Source organism: Furfurilactobacillus rossiae DSM 15814 (assembly GCF_000428925.1).
GTDB lineage: Bacteria > Bacillota > Bacilli > Lactobacillales > Lactobacillaceae > Furfurilactobacillus > Furfurilactobacillus rossiae.
The window spans coordinates 124231-139404 of the sequence record NZ_AUAW01000001.1 but is presented as its reverse complement, the minus strand read 5'-3'; the positions used below and the strand labels follow the sequence as shown (position 1 = coordinate 139404).

Sequence of the window (15174 nt, the reverse complement as noted above, 5' to 3'; positions counted from 1 at the left end):
GATAGTGCGTAGTCAATGGCAGACTAACAGCCTTCGCCATTCCATTTGTCTGACCACGCGTGAATCGTATCCATCATATCTTGCATATCGCGACCTTTATCGGTCAGTCGATATTCGATCAACGCAGAATCATCGTGCGTTGTCCGAGAAACGATGCCTGCCTCTTCCAGCTCTTTTAACCGTTCAACCAACATCCGATCAGAACATTTATCAATTGAACTGGCAATATCCTTAAAACGCAAAGCTCCCTGAGCCAACAGTGATTCAATAATCAGCCCATTCCACTTTTTACCCAAAATCGAAAAGGTGCGTTCAAACTTTGGACAGAGTTTAAAATCTGTCATTGTTGTCATTGTCTCTGACATTACGTACGCCCCCTTCCTCTTTAAATTATGCTAATTGTTCTTTTCCATTAGAAAGATGCCGCTGTTTTTACACGAGCAACAAGACCTGCAACTTTTAAACGTAAGGGCCCAAAATATTCATGAGAGGCTTCATAGTCATCGACTAGTGAAACCAACAGACTCTCCTTATATTTTGGCATCGCCATGGTTAGACCAAACATATGCTTCAAAATGATGTCTTTTTCCATGTCCGACAATTCCGTTATTTTTTCGGCATTTCGTAATGACACCCGTGGATGAATGAAGGCATGTGTGCCTAAGTCAAACTTGGTTGTCCGCCAATCGTAATAAAACAGGTCGTGAAGTAAACCAGCACGGGCAACGGCTTGGTAATTCCAGCCCCGCCGTTTAGCAATCTTATAACTGTCAAACGAAACACCTAAGCTGTGTTCCAATCGATTGCTGTGATGATGTTGGGTGAAGTTCGCTAAACGTTGCACTTCTGGACGAGCTAATAAATCACTCACTAATGCAACATACTCAGAATCCTGTTTCCACTCATTTGGTTTCATTCAATGCTTCCTTTTTAAGTTGTATGAGGTGCCCATTTGAATCTGAAAGGTATTGTAGCAGGTTTGCTTACTTTTGCATAGTCTTATGCATTAATATTTTCACTTTCGGAAAAGTCACTGTCTTGCTTGAAACTATTGTTCTTTCAATCGAAACATAAGAACACCGGCAGCGATAGCAACATTTAATGATTCCGCCTGGCCCAGAATTGGAATGTATAAATTGGCTGTCGTAACATCCCCTAACGCTGGTGTCATGCCGTTCCCCTCATTACCCATAATGAGTCCAAACGCACCTTTTGGCTTTAATTCGCGATAATTTTTAGCCTCTGGATTGAGCTGAGTACCATAGACCTCGATACCAGATCGTTTAAAATAGCGGGTTGCAGAAAATAAATCTTCGGATACCAGTTTGATGTGAAACTGGCTACCCTGCATTGCCCGAACAACTTTAGGAGAAAATTGATCTGCTGTGCCGCGACCAAATACAACACCTTCAAAGCCTGCTGCATCGGCTGTTCGCACAATGGTACCAATATTGCCTGGGTCTTGAACGGCATCCAAAAATACCCATGGTTGGTGAACAACCTCTGGCAGCGTCGTGCTTGTCTCCGGCATTTTGACTTCGGCAAAGATACCTTGTGGCGTAACCGTGTCACCGATTGCCTTAGCGACCTCATCACTAATTTCAAACGCGTTTAAATTTGCTGGCAGTTCATCACGATATTCACGCCATGCCTCATGCGTGCCCATTACCGAAACTAATGTCGTGCCGGCACCGATTGCTTCCTTAACCAGATGCCAACCATCCAACAAATACGATTGCTGTTGTTCGCGGCCCTTTTTAGTTGCTAGTTTTTTCCAGGTCTTAACCCGACCATTTTGAAGTGATACAATTTTTTCCATATTTTTTACCTCGCTGGTCAAAATTATAGCATAGTCGGCAGTCATTCATGCTAGCATGGACGTTAAAGCGCGATTAAACTTTAAGGAGGCATCGAACAATGGCTCAAACAGCTGTCCTACTTACCGCACATGGTCGTGTTCAGGGAGTTGGCTTTCGTTACTCAACTTACCAATTGGCGGTGCGTCACCACATTTACGGTTTTGCCCGCAACAATGCGGACGGCACTGTTACTATTCTGGCGCAGGGTTCAACTGGCATGGTGAACACTTTTATTGAAGCAATCAAAAAATCACCTAATAGTTGGGCTCACGTGACTCAACTTGAACAAACGAAACAAGCAATTCAGCCGTTGAAAAAGTTTGACATTTACTGACTAAGCATTGAAATCACGGTGATTATCTAGTATTCTTAGCAAGTTAATGAAGTTTAACTTGAAAGGATTCACAGATAATAATGAAAAAAAGAAACCGCCTAGCCGTCATCACGGCCCTCGGCACTCTCACCCTACTTTTAAGTGGCTGTGTGCGTACCAGTCACGGCAAACCCGTTGGCTACATCTGGAACTACCTTGGCGAGCCAATGGTTCACTTTATGGAATGGGCTGCTAAGCTACTTGGCGGCAGCTATGGTTGGGCCGTCATTCTCCTGACCGTCATCGTTCGACTCATTTTGCTCCCATTAATGGTCCGTCAATCCAGACAGGCAACGGTTCAACAAGAAAAGATGTCAATGGTACGGCCTCAAATGAATGACATTCAGGCCCGTCAGAAAGCTGCCAAAACACCTGAAGAACGTAATGCAATCAGTCAAGAAATGATGCAACTATACCGCGATAACGGCATTTCAATGACTGGCGGCATCGGTTGTTTACCATTGATTATTCAGCTGCCTATTTTTGCAGCCCTGTATGCGGCAATCCGATATGCCCCTGAATTAGTAAATGCTACATTCTATGGCATTCATTTAGGAAAGCCCAACATTATTCTGGCGATCCTGTCATTCCTAGCTTATCTATTACAAGGATACCTTTCACTACTTGGTTTGCCTGAAGATCAAAAGAAACAAATGCGTTCCATGATGATCATGAGTCCCATCATGATTCTGTTTGTTACTTTCTCCACTCCAGCAGCCTTAGGACTGTACTTCTTCGTCGGTGGTTTGTTCGCTTGTTTGCAGACACTCATCATCGCTTGGTACCGGCCTCGAATACGGAAGCAAGTGGCCAAAGAGCTCGAAAAGAAACAAGCTGAAAATGCAACTCATGTGCAACCTAAGCCTGTTCAGGCAACGGAAACACCAGTCAGTGCAGCGCCAATAACATCACGTCAACCACAAGAAAAGTCAACTAGTGACAATATGGATCATAACAATCGCAAACGTAATGCTGGGAAACAACAGCATCATAATGACTAACCGTTTGTTGCAATGATTGTGATGGCTCGCTAATAGCCCACAAAAAATAAGAGGTCATCCTTCAAATTTGAAGGATGGCCTCTTATTTGTGTTATTTAACTGAATGTTGAAAATACTGATCAGTTAGTAAGACTTATGGCAAAAAGGGAAATACTATTTTTCACTCAATTCAAACTTTCCATGATAAAAGAAAGAACTATTCAAGTAAATTGCTATCTTTAAGTGTTTCATCAAGCGGTTTACTTGGCTCTTGCGTTGCTTGCAATTCCTCCAAATGATGCCGTTCCTGATCAGTCAAAATATGCAAAGAAATTTGGAAGATTGAACCATGGCCAAGTGACGACTCAACAGAAACGTGACCGTTATACCCTTCGACCAATCGTTTAGCAATGGATAATCCGAGTCCATTACCGCCTTTTTCACGTGAGCGAGCCTTGTCAACCCGATAGAAGCGATTAAAGACCCGATCCATATTCTCAGGTGCAATGCCTTCTCCAAAGTCCTGTACGGACACCTGAGCGTTCCGACCGTCTTCTGACAAAGATACGTGGACCTCTTTGCGAGTTTGTGAATATTTGACCGCATTGTCCATCAAAATAATAAGCACCTGCTCCAAATGATCACGAAACATCGAAACGTAAGTTGGCTTACGTAAATCATCATCCAAAGAAAACGTGAAGTCCGGATGAATCATCTTGAAGTTGTTAAAGACCTGATTGACTACCATTTTGATATCCGTAACCTGATTGCGGAAGTCAATTTCCACCTGTTCAGCCCGTGATAGATCCAACATTTCTTGTACCAAACTCTTCATTCGTTTGGTTTCAGCTAAAGAAGCCTGAATGGACTCATTCAACACCTCAGGATCGTCCTTACCCCAGCGATTTAGCAGCTCCATATGGCCCTGAATGATAGCCACTGGCGTCCGTAATTCGTGAGACACATCACCCACAAATTGTTGCTGCTGATCAATATATCGTTGCATTTGATCCAGCATCCGATTCAATAATTCCGACAGATCAGACAACTCGTCATTGCGACGAGACTCCGGTACCCGCGTACTAGACTGGGGGTCTTCGCTCGCCTTAGTGATTGTCGCACTAATATCAGAAATTGGTCGTAAGAAATAGCTAGCTAAAATATAACCGAATACCGATATTGCCAGTAACCCAATCAATAACAGTACAATTAAGATGGACCCAGTTCGTTGATACGTTCGCCAATAGCCATTGAGCTGATTGGTTACCTGAACATAACCAACGACCCGTTTGGTACCATGCTGATAAATCGGAGCGCGGCCAACATACACAACATGACCATTCAAATGGCTTAACTTCAATTGGCGTTTGCTAACGGACTCAAACGGCTGTGGATCAACCCGTGATGCGAAAATTTCAGAGCCACTACGGTCATAAACGCTAACGGCCAAATTATCATTGGCCAACGTTCGAATGATCGCATCATTATACAAGTTATGTTGTTGATCTGGCTTACTTGGATCATGCGGTAAATAAGGATTTTCACGAGGACGAAGAACCGGTTCAACATCGTCACTCGTCAAGTCCTTAACATTGTCATTTAACCGTTGAGTCACGACATTAATCGCATCTGTCGTTCGTCGTTTTTCCTGACGTAAAAGAACTGAGGTAAAGCTAGAAAATAATAATCCTAATACAATCGTAAAAATGACAAAGACACCCGTACCGGTACCGAGTGCCCATTTCCATTTTAACGACATGCGTCGTCTTTTTTTGGTTGTTTGTTTATCAGTCATCATGAACGAATTACGTATCCTGTTCCGCGAACTGTTTGAATGTAACTTTCCTCACCTGGGCGATCGATCTTGTTACGCAGATAACGAATGTAAACATCCACGACATTAGTTTCAACTTCTGATTCGTAACCCCATACTTTTTGTAGTAGTACATCACGGGCTAACACAACATTGACGTTTTCCATCAGTGTCAGTAACAACTCGTATTCACGCTTAGTCAAATTAATGATTTCATCACCGCGACGAACGATCCGGTTTTCTTTTTCGATTCGCAGATCTTTATATTCAACAACGGTTTGTTTGAAGTTCTTCTGTTCACCTTCAATGTCAATCCGCCGTAATAAAGCCCGTACACGAGCCAACAGTTCTTCAATGGCAAACGGCTTAACGATGTAGTCATCAGCTCCATGATCAAGACCAGAAACTCGATCGATCACAGAGTCACGCGCTGTCATCATCACAATTGGTGTGCTCTTTACTTCCCGAACTCGCCGGCAAACCTCTAAACCATTTAATTCGGGTAGCATCAAGTCAAGCAAAATAACATCAAAGTCGGTTTCAAGTGCCGCTTCCAAACCTGTCCGACCGTTGTATTCTACTTGGGTTGTGTACCCTTCATGTTTCAATTCAAGGTCAACAAAGCGAGCTAGGTTCTTCTCATCTTCAATAATGAGAATACTATACTTCTTCGCATTTGTTTGTTCCGTGTTTTCCATTTAATTAACACTCCGCATTTTATTATCGTTCTCTAAGTCTGAACGGTTCAATTTTTAACAACGCTCTCATTTTATCATTTAAACGCCATTTCTGCTAGCATCACCGGCTGTCCGTTTGTTTCCTCAATGTCTTGTCCGAGATAGCGAATAAAATAGGTTAAACGACGTGTAAAAAAGCACGCCAATTACAAGCCAAGAAACAATCGCCACATTGAAGTGTGCAAAGACCATCAACCCGACAAGAACGCCAACAACGCCGAACAGCGATGCAATGCTGGCCACCTTACGATCATAATCACCGTAGTACACAAATAAACTACTACCGGCCGCAACCGATAGCGCTGACCCACTCATCATAATTGGAAAAGCAACCAAGGGGTTCAATCCTAGCGCGTAGATAGTGGCTGTCGTTAACGCATAAGAGCCGATACCGATATTATTCAGTGCCCCATAGAGCACCTGCAACCCACAACCAACAATCAGTGACAGTCCGCTGAGTCGCAAGGCTGTCCCATTACCGGCAATTAAATGTAATCGGCCGGCTAGAATGAATAAACCTGCAATAATTAAACCGCATGCAATCCATCGTTTGATCGTCCTTTCAGGCAATTTCACAACAAAGCGAGGACTCAACACCGCTCCCACCACTTGAGCAGCTACCAGTGCCAATAAGGTCACAGGATCGACTTTAACGACACCAATGAAGCCGACCGCCATCAAAACAAATGGCACGACGCCTTGAACATTAAGTGTTCCTGGTAGCCGTTTTACAGATACCCATTTTGTTGGCGTATAAATTGCTGTACTGACCGCAAAGTCGGATACCCCTAATGTGGATAAAAAGAAAATCAGCATTCCGCTCAATGCTACCCCAATTGTCGGCGCAGATGAGTGACGCACAGTATCCCAGTGTCGATAAAGATCAGCACCAACATATGTCGCAAAACACACACCCACGATAATTAATACTGCTAATAGTCCCGTTCGCATGGATTACACTCCGTTCATAAAGATTACAAGCAATGATTATACCGTAATTGCTACAGTGTTTTCGACCCAAAAGTAGGAATCAAATCCACATCACCACTAATATTTAATGCCAGTAAAACATCAACCTAAACGGTGTTGTATTGTCATCTTTTCCCCGTGGCTTCAACATAAAGTGAGCCTTTTAAACTGATTGATAAAAAATCGAGAAAAAAACACCTGAGAGCCTAGGCCTCTCAGATGTTTTCAATCATGAATTAAGCGTTGTTAGCAGTCTTAACGACTTGCTTGCCATCGTAGTATCCGCAACTAGGGCAGACACGATGTGACATACGTAATTCACCACAGTTTGGGCATGGAGCCAAATTAGGCGTTGCTAATTTGATGTGACCCCGACGCTTCAACTTCTTTTCTTTAGATGTTTTCCGTGCTGGTACAGCCATGTGAACGAGCACCTCCTTGAATGATTTTATCCACACATGTGTTTTTAAAATCTGCTAAGCCATCCTACCGGTCTTGGTCCTGATCAGGGAACAATCCCTTTAACTTAGCGAGACGTGGATCAATGGGTTGATTTTCTTCCTGTTCAGCCGTGTAATCGTCTTCGGAAATAACTTCCCAACCATTGCCAGTTGGCATATCCTGACCATTACGTTCTGACTCAGTTAGAATTTGCATAGGAATTTGGGCAATGATATTGTCAATCACACCCTCATCTAAGTCAACAGTTTGAGTCTCCAAGAGTAAAACCGTTTCGTTTTCCTCATAGCGATCAAAGTGACTCTCTTCCGTGATGTAAATCTCGTTCATGTCAAAGTCAAACGGAAAATCCACCGGTGCCAACGAACGACTCGAAGGCACAACAGCTTTACCGCTAACCTTGACATCTAGTAGAACATCGTCACGATCAACCATAACGGTTCCAACCACTTTAACGGGATCGATGTCGATAACCCGATCAGCGAACCGATCAAGCATCTTCACTTTCACATCTAAAGTTTCGTCGATCCGCAGTGGCTCATTACGATACTTTTCAAGCTCTTTGAGCGACCATTTCATCGATAAACCTCCTAATGCAACGAATTTTATTATACCGGCGCATTAATACAATGTCAACGTAAAATCCTTGACAGCCAAATGATTCTATTTGTTGTCTATTCGAATCGGGTCATGACGGAAGTCCTGCGCCTGCCCTGATAGCATTTCATACAACATGCCGGCACGATAGTCTAAATTTAATGTCGTTTTTTTCAAAGTCTGGTCAAACCTAGTTACGATGGGCAACCCAAACGTTTTCTTGTGTGCGTTTAAATACTGTTGACCGGCTGACGTAAAGCCAAGTAACCGTAAGTAGTCTGTTTGTCCGGGAATCATTTCGTCATCAAGCGCGTGGACTAAGGCATATAAACAAACACGTTGTAACCGTGAATAGGTATATCGTTTTGTCTTAATCGCGGCTAAAAAATCGTCCCAGTTTGCCTGCGTTTCTGCGGCTTCTTTTAAACGGTAATCTAGACCTTCAGACATTTGATAAATTTGGTGTAAAGACGCGATTGGCATCATCAATAACGTATGTCGTAACAAGGCCCACATCTTTGGCGACCACCCTTTCAATGGCGTCAGGTGACGAATATCAGCAAATGTCTCGGAAGGCACGTTTGCTGCCACATTAACACCGCGCTGATGACCGAGAACGGTCTGTCTGATGGCAGTTGCACTCGAAAAGCCCCGTGGATTCATTTGGACATCATGATACTCACTACCAACTCTTGCGACCGGTACTAACCTTAATGGCGACGATAGTTTCGAGTTCGCAACTGCGTAACCATAGCCAAGAATATCGTTGGGTTGATCCAGACGAAATCCAGTTTGTGATTCTAATTGTGCGTTAAATAACGTGGCATAAGTTTCGTTAAACGTCTTAAACGCCTGCGAATCATTGACTGTCGCATGAGCTAACGCCGCAAAGTCCGTTTGCTCATGTTCAGCACCAAAGACCAGCGTTGGCACTTGCATAGCAGACAACAACAACAAAGCCCCTTGTGCAAACAAGTGAGCCGGCTGAACGGCCCAGTGAAATGGCAATTCCACCACGAGATCAGCCCCATTGTGAAGTGCCTCCGATGCTCGTTGCCACTTATTGAATATGGCTGCTTCACCGCGCTGAACAAAATTGCCGCTCATGACAGCAATAACAACGTCAGCGCCCGTAACCGCGCGCGCTCGCTGTAAATGATAGCGATGACCATTATGAAATGGATTATACTCCGCCACAACACCTACTGCCTGCATAGTGTCATCCTTCCCGTCGACAGTCAAAGAACCAACGCGTTGTGTCCGCGTCCGGTTCAGCTTTCCCAAAGTCAGCAAACACCTGAATTTGATCAAAGCCTGCCTGGGTCAGCAATCGTCGATATGTTGCCAGTGGATACGTTCTTTCCACGTGTAGCTCAGCATGGTGGTCATAACCCTTAATCGATTCATTCCAAATGAAAAAGTTCAAATCATGTTCGACTTGATGTTCAGCATCGCCTTCGTAACTAGTCCACATGAATGCACGATGATCGTCGTGAAAATTATACATGTAACCAGGATAAACATCATCTGTTTGATGAGGTGTAATAACGTCAAAAAGATAATGCCCATTGTCAGTTAAATGCGCAGCAGCCTCGCGGAACGCCTCCGCCATCTCATCTTCATTTGGCAAGTAGCAAAGGGAATCGTCAAAACAAGTAATTGTGTTATACAGGCCAAGGTCGCCTAATGCAGTCATATCACCCTGAATCAACGGCAACTCAACACCGGCTGCTTGCGCCTTACTTGCAGCGATACTCAACATTTCTGGCGCCAGATCCAGACCAGCCACTTGATAACCCGACTGAATCATCTTGATTGCTAACCGCCCCGTACCGCACGCTAAATCCAGCACGCTATCAGTCTTCACGACTCCTTGGGAACGCACAAAACCCAGCCATGAATCATACATAGCTGGGTCAAACAGTTCGTCATAAAAATCAGCAAACTGCCCGTAAATCATGCTGTTTCGCCCAACCAATCCGTCAGGTTAACCATCGGCGCATCTGACCATAATTTTTCTAAATCATAGTAATGACGCTGTTCTTCCTGAAAAATATGAACGACAATATCGCCGAAATCTAGCAGAACCCAAGTACCCTCTGCTTTACCCTCAACGCGGCGAACTGTTACACCAGCTTCACTTTCAGCATCCAAAACAGCCTGGGTAATCGCCTGAACCTGACGTTTAGAACCCCCGTTCATAATGGCAAAATAATCCGCCACTAAGCTAACCTGCTCAACATCTAGCGCCACGATATCTTCAGCACGTTTAGCATCTCCAGCCTTTACGGCCACTTCCAACATTTGTTTACTATCCAAAATAGTTCCTCATTTCACTTAATTGATTAATAGTTATACTTCATTTGTTTCTGCGCGACCCAACGATTAAACGTTAATAAGGTTGCTGGATAAATCGGTGCATTTTTCTCGGCTAAATACAGCATCGTGTGTTTCGTCTGAAAAGCAACCCCAGCACGCAAATCTTTGTGGGTTATTCGTCTAGCTTCATCGACACCATCAAAATCACGTTCGGGTTCAATATAATCCGCCATATAAACAATTTGTGCCAATGGTGACATTTCCACAGCACCCGTGGTGTGAAAACGAACGGCATTTAAAATATCTTCATCCTCGATGCCGAGCTCATCATGAATAAATTCTGCGCCCACAATACCATGCCAAATAGCATTGCCCCAATTCAGTAGATCCGGATCCATTTGATGTTTTTTAATCATGCCGATGAACGCCTCATCACTACGCTCTTTGGCATAATCATGGACCAGACCAGCAATACTAGCCTTTTCCAAATCAACACCGTTTTCCTCTGCTAACTGAATCGCAGTTTGTTCTACGCGCAGACAATGATTGAACCGTTTGTCACGCAACTGTTGATGAACGGCTTCAACCAGTTCATCACGTGTGCCGTTATAAAGATGCTGCTGATATCGCATTGCCTTACTCATGATACAACTGATGCTCCTTAATGTATGCTTCAACTGCCTCTGGAACTAAGTAGCGAATCGATTGCCCACGTTTGACACGATCACGAATCATTGAACTACTTATGTCAATTGTCGGCACATCGACCCAAATGACTGGATATGGCGTTTGCTTCTTATAGCCAGCTCGACCAACACCAACAAACGTTACTATTTTTGCCAACTCATCGATACGATGCCATTTTGGCAGATATGCCACTTCATCCCCACCAATAATAAAGTAATACTCAGTTTTAGGATGACGCGTTTTCAAATCCACCATCGTGTCATACGTGTAGCTTTTGCCGCCACGTTGAATTTCACTCATCTCTAAGTCAAACAATGGGTTTCCGAAAATAGCACGACGAACCATTCTTGCCCGTAGCAAAGGATCAATTGCAAGTTTAGGGTCAATATGCGGAGGCTGAGCATTGGGCATAAAAAGAACCTTATTTAATCCCAATTGCTTACCCACTTGATCCGCAATAATAAGATGACCTAGGTGTGGCGGATTAAAAGTCCCACCCAAAATACCTACCCGTTGTTTAGGCATTTCTGTGACCATTTCTGTCATCACTTGAGTGCCCGTTTGTTTAGTCGTTAACGTCGATGTAATCATTGTCTATCCCTACTTATTTCACGTGTTTACCCTAACACTAAACCAATGCTGCAACCTTTTTCGATAACCGTTGATTATCTGGATCCGTTGCAGGCATAAACAACACCAGCGTATGACCGATTGTTTGGACTACAGTAATCCGCGGATTTTTTTCAATAAAGGTCTTTGCCTCCGCGACAGTTGCATCTGCACTTTGTAACAAGTTCACCTTTATAAGTTCACGTTTCTCCAAGGCCCCAGTTAATTGGTCTAACCACGTTTCTGTCAAGCCATTCTTTCCCACCGAAAACAGTGGACGTAGTGAATGTGCTTCAGAACGTAAAAAATGTTTTTGTTTACCTTTTAAATCCATATAATGTCTCTCCCGTTTTAAATCATTGCGCGCCTTAACAAGACGTTGACACCCTTTGGTGCCCAGCCAGCAATCGTTACATTGGCGGGAACTGTTACCCAGCCCAATCCTTCAATAACGAGATCACTTTTCTCCGTTGTGCGAAATTCGTGTCTTGCCAATTCAGGTAGATCTGCCAACTCATCCTGGGAAGGTGGCGTGAGTATCTCACCAGCGTGATCACGATAAAAATCATCTGCGTGCGTCAATTTTGTTCGATGGATCATCAGATTGTTCTCGAAATAGGCACTAACACCGGTTGTCCGACTATCTGTTGTTGCAGACAATAAATCAAACCTTGCTACTGCGCCCATGAACAACGTTTGTTCACCTTGTAGCTGATAAACACGTGGCTTGATTTCCTTTTGTGGGGCGACATACTTTAAAGCCCCTGCACTTAGAAAATGCGCCATCTGTTCAGGATGAATAATTCCTGGTGTGTCAACTAAGACATGATCTTCTCCAAGTGGAATTTCAATCTTGTCTAGCGTTGTGCCAGGGAAACGTGACGTTGTGATCAGATCAGCGACACCAGAGTTTTGTTTTAAAATCTGGTTAATCAACGTCGACTTACCAACGTTAGTCACGCCTACAACATAAACGTCACGATCACCACGGTATTTATCAATCAACGTCAACAGGTCATCCACGTCACGGCCATTTTTTGCACTCAGTAGCGTCGTGGCCAGTGGTCGCAACCCGTTGGCATTAGCCTGCTGACGTACCCAATCAGTCAGTTTGCTTCGTTTAAGCGAACGTGGCAAAACATCTTCTTTATTACCAACTAGTAGAATTGGATTATCACCAACAAAACGATGTAATCCAGGAATCATACTGCCATTAAAGTCAAAAATATCAACAACATAGACGATTAGGGCGTTGGCATCTCGAATCTGTGCCAGTAACCGTCGAAAATCGTCATCTGTTAATGACACTGGCACGATTTCGTTGTAATGACGTAAACGAAAACAACGCTGGCAATACAATTCACCGTTTTCAAGTCCTTTTTTTAAAGCCGATTGAGGTGTATAGCCAACGGCAGTGGAATCTGTTGTTTGAATCTTGGCTCCACAGCCAATGCAGTACAGTGGCTCTGACGTTTCATTCGTTACTGCTTCACTCATCGTAAATCCTCCTGCCATGTCATCGTCGGATAAACACGGCGTAACCGTTGCATCACAAATCGCTCAAAGAAGCGGTTAATTCGTGTATCCCATTTGTCCGTCTCAATCAGCGGCTTCACTAAAATACTCCGCACATGCGCATTATTTGCCGCCCACATGTCTGTCATCAGCTGATCACCAACCATCACAACTTCACTATTACTCAATGAGAGCCGCCGTTGCGCCTGACGAATACCGCGCGTTAATGGTTTTAGTGAACGTGAAACGAATTCAAGCCCTAAGGGCGTGACTGCTCGTGAGATGCGAGCAGCACTGTTATTTGAAACGACTACAATGCGAATATTATTTGCATGCATCGTTTGGATCCACCGTCGTAACTGCGGCGTTCCATCCGGATTATTCCAAGCAATCAACGTATTATCTAAATCTGTCAAAATAACACGAATGCCCGCTGCCTTTAATTGTTCTGGCGAAACATTATATATTGCTGAAATCATCCAAGTTGGTTTGAAATTGGCGATCATTTAAAGCTCCTTGCTTCTGACTATTTTTAGCACAAAATTATCTAAATCATTATACCAGAAAGCACTTAAAAATGCTTATTCCACCGGTTTCGAATCACGCAAATGATTCACCACCGCCTGCATATCCTCAGGTAATGGTACAGTGTAGGTCTGTCGCTGTTGAGTAACAGGATCTGTAAATGATAATTGCCATGCATGCAATGCCTGTCGTTGCATTAACTTAAGCGATCCACCATATAAACGATCACCGAGTAGTGGATGACCAATACTCTGCATGTGTACTCTAATCTGATGAGTCCGTCCTGTTTTTAAATTTAATTCAACTAATGCGATATTTTCAAACTGTTCTAACACGTTATATTCAGTAATTGCAGATTGTCCATTTGAAGTTATCGCCCTAGCAACCTGTCCATCCACTCGTCCAATTGGACTGTCAATAACACCGTGGTCATTCTCAAATCTTCCTTCCACCAGTGCGAGGTATGTTTTTCGCATTGTGTGCTGATCTACTTGAGGGGCAATCATTCCCTGAACAATGCCATTACGTGCCACCAACATGATCCCGCTTGTATCACGATCTAACCGGGTGATTAAATGTGGCACTAAATTATCAGCGTTATTAGCCACGAGCCAACCTTTGATGCGGTTAACCATCGTTGTTTGCTGATCACTTGGTCCAGGAACAGCATTGACGCCTGCGCTTTTATTGACTACCAGCCAATTTTCATCAGCCATCAAAATATCGATTGGTTCCTCATCGACAGCAATGTTCGCGTCACTGGTCTCGTTGGGCAACGACAAGGTGACAACATCACCAATAGCAACTGAATGATCCGGCTGAGTGATTTGCTGATTCAACGTTATCTTGCCTCCAAGATGCCGCTGACGAGTCCATAAATTATGGCTGATTCCTTGTGCAAACAAAAATTGTTTGACGCTGACATAAGTTGCAGCTGAACGCCAACTAAATTTCAATGTTTTGCTAACCCGCTTTCTAGTGTGTTTCTACTATACAATTCAGAATATTAATAATATTCTGCGAACAAAAGCGTAACAAATCCATCTAGCTACTGCTTCAAAACTGGATTTTTAACATACTCGGCTATTGCCGGCAGATTACGGTACGCTCCGTTTAAGTCCATGCCAAATCCGACCAGCCACACGTTAGGCACCGTAAGGCCAAGGTAATCAATCTGAACTGGTGTCACGCGCGTCATCGGTTTGTCAGCCATAACCGCTATTTCAACACTTCTGGCACCTTGAGCTAATAACCAACGTTTTAGAAAAGACAAGGTATTTCCCGTATCAATAATTTCATCCAATAAGACGATATGGCGACCTGTGAACGAAATAGTCGGTTTCTGCAACATTACTGGCTCGCTCTGCTGTTCGCCACTATAGCTAGTGACAGAAACAAAATCGAGATCAGAGGGAATCGACAGCCGTTGACTGACAGCAATTGTCCACTGAGCAGCGCCTTTCATCACACCAATAAGCAGTGGATTTGTTGTCTTATTTTTTTCACTGATCTGTTTAGCAACAGCAGACGCCATCACCTCAATTTGATCAGGTGTCGCAAAAATTTGACCAATATGGTCATCGAGTAGCGTTTTCAGAGATTCGTTGTTCACAATTAGATCCTTTCTGAGTGTCTCACTCGTTACAAAGACTGTTTAATATTCAATTGTGGTGACGATATCGTAACCCGAATTCTCTACGGGCACAAGTTAAACCAGTAATAACTAAAACAA

The 15174-nt window shown here is 43.6% G+C and carries 20 protein-coding genes; 2 read left to right on the top strand and 18 right to left on the bottom strand.

Going from position 1 to position 15174, the window contains the following annotated elements:
• Positions 1–23: 23 nt before the first annotated feature.
• The 3 genes from G400_RS0100750 to G400_RS0100740 form a co-directional block, all read right to left on the bottom strand.
• Entirely contained in the window at positions 24–365 is a 342-nt protein-coding gene (locus G400_RS0100750; RefSeq protein ID WP_017261731.1) for a winged helix-turn-helix transcriptional regulator, read from the bottom strand.
• A gap of 47 nt (positions 366–412) precedes the next feature.
• On the bottom strand, positions 413–916 hold the full coding sequence (locus G400_RS0100745) for an HD domain-containing protein (RefSeq protein ID WP_017261730.1): 504 nt from the start codon (positions 914–916) through the stop codon (positions 413–415).
• A gap of 132 nt (positions 917–1048) precedes the next feature.
• A complete protein-coding gene (locus G400_RS0100740; protein WP_017261729.1) occupies positions 1049–1819 on the bottom strand; it encodes a TrmH family RNA methyltransferase in 771 nt (256 codons plus the stop codon).
• A 98-nt stretch (positions 1820–1917) separates the two neighbouring features.
• Here G400_RS0100740 and G400_RS0100735 point away from each other — a divergent pair, with 98 nt between their 5' ends.
• The gene (locus G400_RS0100735; RefSeq protein ID WP_017261728.1) at positions 1918–2193 is read left to right on the top strand and encodes an acylphosphatase; all 276 of its coding nucleotides are present in this window, start codon (positions 1918–1920) and stop codon (positions 2191–2193) included.
• An 80-nt stretch (positions 2194–2273) separates the two neighbouring features.
• Positions 2274–3233, top strand: coding sequence for a membrane protein insertase YidC (gene yidC, locus G400_RS0100730; RefSeq protein WP_026017127.1), 960 nt, complete (start codon positions 2274–2276; stop codon positions 3231–3233).
• 196 nt (positions 3234–3429) lie between these two features.
• Here the strand turns inward: yidC and G400_RS0100725 are convergent, their stop codons facing one another.
• The 15 genes from G400_RS0100725 to G400_RS0100655 form a co-directional block, all read right to left on the bottom strand.
• Positions 3430–5010 carry a HAMP domain-containing sensor histidine kinase gene (locus G400_RS0100725; RefSeq protein ID WP_017261726.1) on the bottom strand — a complete coding sequence of 527 codons (1581 nt, stop codon included), beginning with the start codon at positions 5008–5010 and terminating at the stop codon, positions 3430–3432.
• The gene (locus G400_RS0100720) at positions 5007–5723 is read right to left on the bottom strand and encodes a response regulator transcription factor (protein WP_017261725.1); all 717 of its coding nucleotides are present in this window, start codon (positions 5721–5723) and stop codon (positions 5007–5009) included. The genes G400_RS0100725 and G400_RS0100720 overlap by 4 nt, the downstream gene beginning before the upstream one ends.
• Before the next feature lie 123 nt (positions 5724–5846).
• Positions 5847–6713, bottom strand: a complete 867-nt coding sequence (locus G400_RS0100715) for a sulfite exporter TauE/SafE family protein (RefSeq protein ID WP_017261724.1) — start codon at positions 6711–6713, stop codon at positions 5847–5849.
• 254 nt (positions 6714–6967) lie between these two features.
• Positions 6968–7153 (bottom strand): 50S ribosomal protein L32, encoded by a 186-nt coding sequence (gene rpmF / locus G400_RS0100710; protein ID WP_017261723.1) that lies wholly within the window; start codon positions 7151–7153, stop codon positions 6968–6970.
• A 64-nt stretch (positions 7154–7217) separates the two neighbouring features.
• Positions 7218–7769: a YceD family protein gene (locus tag G400_RS0100705; RefSeq protein WP_017261722.1), complete on the bottom strand. Its 552-nt coding sequence runs from the start codon at positions 7767–7769 to the stop codon at positions 7218–7220.
• An 84-nt stretch (positions 7770–7853) separates the two neighbouring features.
• On the bottom strand, positions 7854–9002 hold the full coding sequence (locus tag G400_RS0100700) for a nucleotidyltransferase (RefSeq protein ID WP_017261721.1): 1149 nt from the start codon (positions 9000–9002) through the stop codon (positions 7854–7856).
• A gap of 4 nt (positions 9003–9006) precedes the next feature.
• Positions 9007–9747 (bottom strand): class I SAM-dependent DNA methyltransferase, encoded by a 741-nt coding sequence (locus G400_RS0100695; protein ID WP_017261720.1) that lies wholly within the window; start codon positions 9745–9747, stop codon positions 9007–9009.
• A complete protein-coding gene (gene rsfS, locus G400_RS0100690; protein WP_017261719.1) occupies positions 9744–10106 on the bottom strand; it encodes a ribosome silencing factor in 363 nt (120 codons plus the stop codon). Before rsfS ends, G400_RS0100695 begins: the two co-directional genes overlap by 4 nt.
• A gap of 26 nt (positions 10107–10132) precedes the next feature.
• Positions 10133–10750: a bis(5'-nucleosyl)-tetraphosphatase (symmetrical) YqeK gene (gene yqeK / locus G400_RS0100685; protein ID WP_017261718.1), complete on the bottom strand. Its 618-nt coding sequence runs from the start codon at positions 10748–10750 to the stop codon at positions 10133–10135.
• On the bottom strand, positions 10743–11384 hold the full coding sequence (locus G400_RS0100680; protein WP_017261717.1) for a nicotinate-nucleotide adenylyltransferase: 642 nt from the start codon (positions 11382–11384) through the stop codon (positions 10743–10745). The genes yqeK and G400_RS0100680 overlap by 8 nt, the downstream gene beginning before the upstream one ends.
• 37 nt (positions 11385–11421) lie before the next feature.
• Positions 11422–11736: a ribosome assembly RNA-binding protein YhbY gene (gene yhbY / locus G400_RS0100675; protein ID WP_017261716.1), complete on the bottom strand. Its 315-nt coding sequence runs from the start codon at positions 11734–11736 to the stop codon at positions 11422–11424.
• A gap of 17 nt (positions 11737–11753) precedes the next feature.
• Entirely contained in the window at positions 11754–12899 is a 1146-nt protein-coding gene (yqeH, locus tag G400_RS0100670; protein WP_017261715.1) for a ribosome biogenesis GTPase YqeH, read from the bottom strand.
• A complete protein-coding gene (locus tag G400_RS0100665; RefSeq protein ID WP_017261714.1) occupies positions 12896–13423 on the bottom strand; it encodes a YqeG family HAD IIIA-type phosphatase in 528 nt (175 codons plus the stop codon). Before G400_RS0100665 ends, yqeH begins: the two co-directional genes overlap by 4 nt.
• 75 nt (positions 13424–13498) lie before the next feature.
• The gene (locus G400_RS0100660) at positions 13499–14398 is read right to left on the bottom strand and encodes an RluA family pseudouridine synthase (RefSeq protein ID WP_026017125.1); all 900 of its coding nucleotides are present in this window, start codon (positions 14396–14398) and stop codon (positions 13499–13501) included.
• A 92-nt stretch (positions 14399–14490) separates the two neighbouring features.
• Complete coding sequence (locus G400_RS0100655) at positions 14491–15054, bottom strand: phosphoribosyltransferase (RefSeq protein ID WP_017261712.1); 564 nt, start codon at positions 15052–15054, stop codon at positions 14491–14493.
• Positions 15055–15174 lie beyond the last annotated feature (120 nt).

Excerpts from the sequence above, each read along its gene's own strand:
- G400_RS0100750 (WP_017261731.1), bottom strand. The coding sequence starts at position 365 with ATGTCAGAGACAATGACAACAATGACAGATTTTAAACTCTGTCCAAAG.
- G400_RS0100745 (WP_017261730.1), bottom strand. The coding sequence starts at position 916 with ATGAAACCAAATGAGTGGAAACAGGATTCTGAGTATGTTGCATTAGTG.
- G400_RS0100740 (WP_017261729.1), bottom strand. The coding sequence starts at position 1,819 with ATGGAAAAAATTGTATCACTTCAAAATGGTCGGGTTAAGACCTGGAAA.
- G400_RS0100735 (WP_017261728.1), top strand. The coding sequence starts at position 1,918 with ATGGCTCAAACAGCTGTCCTACTTACCGCACATGGTCGTGTTCAGGGA.
- yidC (WP_026017127.1), top strand. The coding sequence starts at position 2,274 with ATGAAAAAAAGAAACCGCCTAGCCGTCATCACGGCCCTCGGCACTCTC.
- G400_RS0100725 (WP_017261726.1), bottom strand. The coding sequence starts at position 5,010 with ATGATGACTGATAAACAAACAACCAAAAAAAGACGACGCATGTCGTTA.
- G400_RS0100720 (WP_017261725.1), bottom strand. The coding sequence starts at position 5,723 with ATGGAAAACACGGAACAAACAAATGCGAAGAAGTATAGTATTCTCATT.
- G400_RS0100715 (WP_017261724.1), bottom strand. The coding sequence starts at position 6,713 with ATGCGAACGGGACTATTAGCAGTATTAATTATCGTGGGTGTGTGTTTT.
- rpmF (WP_017261723.1), bottom strand. The coding sequence starts at position 7,153 with ATGGCTGTACCAGCACGGAAAACATCTAAAGAAAAGAAGTTGAAGCGT.
- G400_RS0100705 (WP_017261722.1), bottom strand. The coding sequence starts at position 7,769 with ATGAAATGGTCGCTCAAAGAGCTTGAAAAGTATCGTAATGAGCCACTG.
- G400_RS0100700 (WP_017261721.1), bottom strand. The coding sequence starts at position 9,002 with ATGCAGGCAGTAGGTGTTGTGGCGGAGTATAATCCATTTCATAATGGT.
- G400_RS0100695 (WP_017261720.1), bottom strand. The coding sequence starts at position 9,747 with ATGATTTACGGGCAGTTTGCTGATTTTTATGACGAACTGTTTGACCCA.
- yqeK (WP_017261718.1), bottom strand. The coding sequence starts at position 10,750 with ATGAGTAAGGCAATGCGATATCAGCAGCATCTTTATAACGGCACACGT.
- G400_RS0100680 (WP_017261717.1), bottom strand. The coding sequence starts at position 11,384 with ATGATTACATCGACGTTAACGACTAAACAAACGGGCACTCAAGTGATG.
- yhbY (WP_017261716.1), bottom strand. The coding sequence starts at position 11,736 with ATGGATTTAAAAGGTAAACAAAAACATTTTTTACGTTCTGAAGCACAT.
- yqeH (WP_017261715.1), bottom strand. The coding sequence starts at position 12,899 with ATGAGTGAAGCAGTAACGAATGAAACGTCAGAGCCACTGTACTGCATT.
- G400_RS0100665 (WP_017261714.1), bottom strand. The coding sequence starts at position 13,423 with ATGATCGCCAATTTCAAACCAACTTGGATGATTTCAGCAATATATAAT.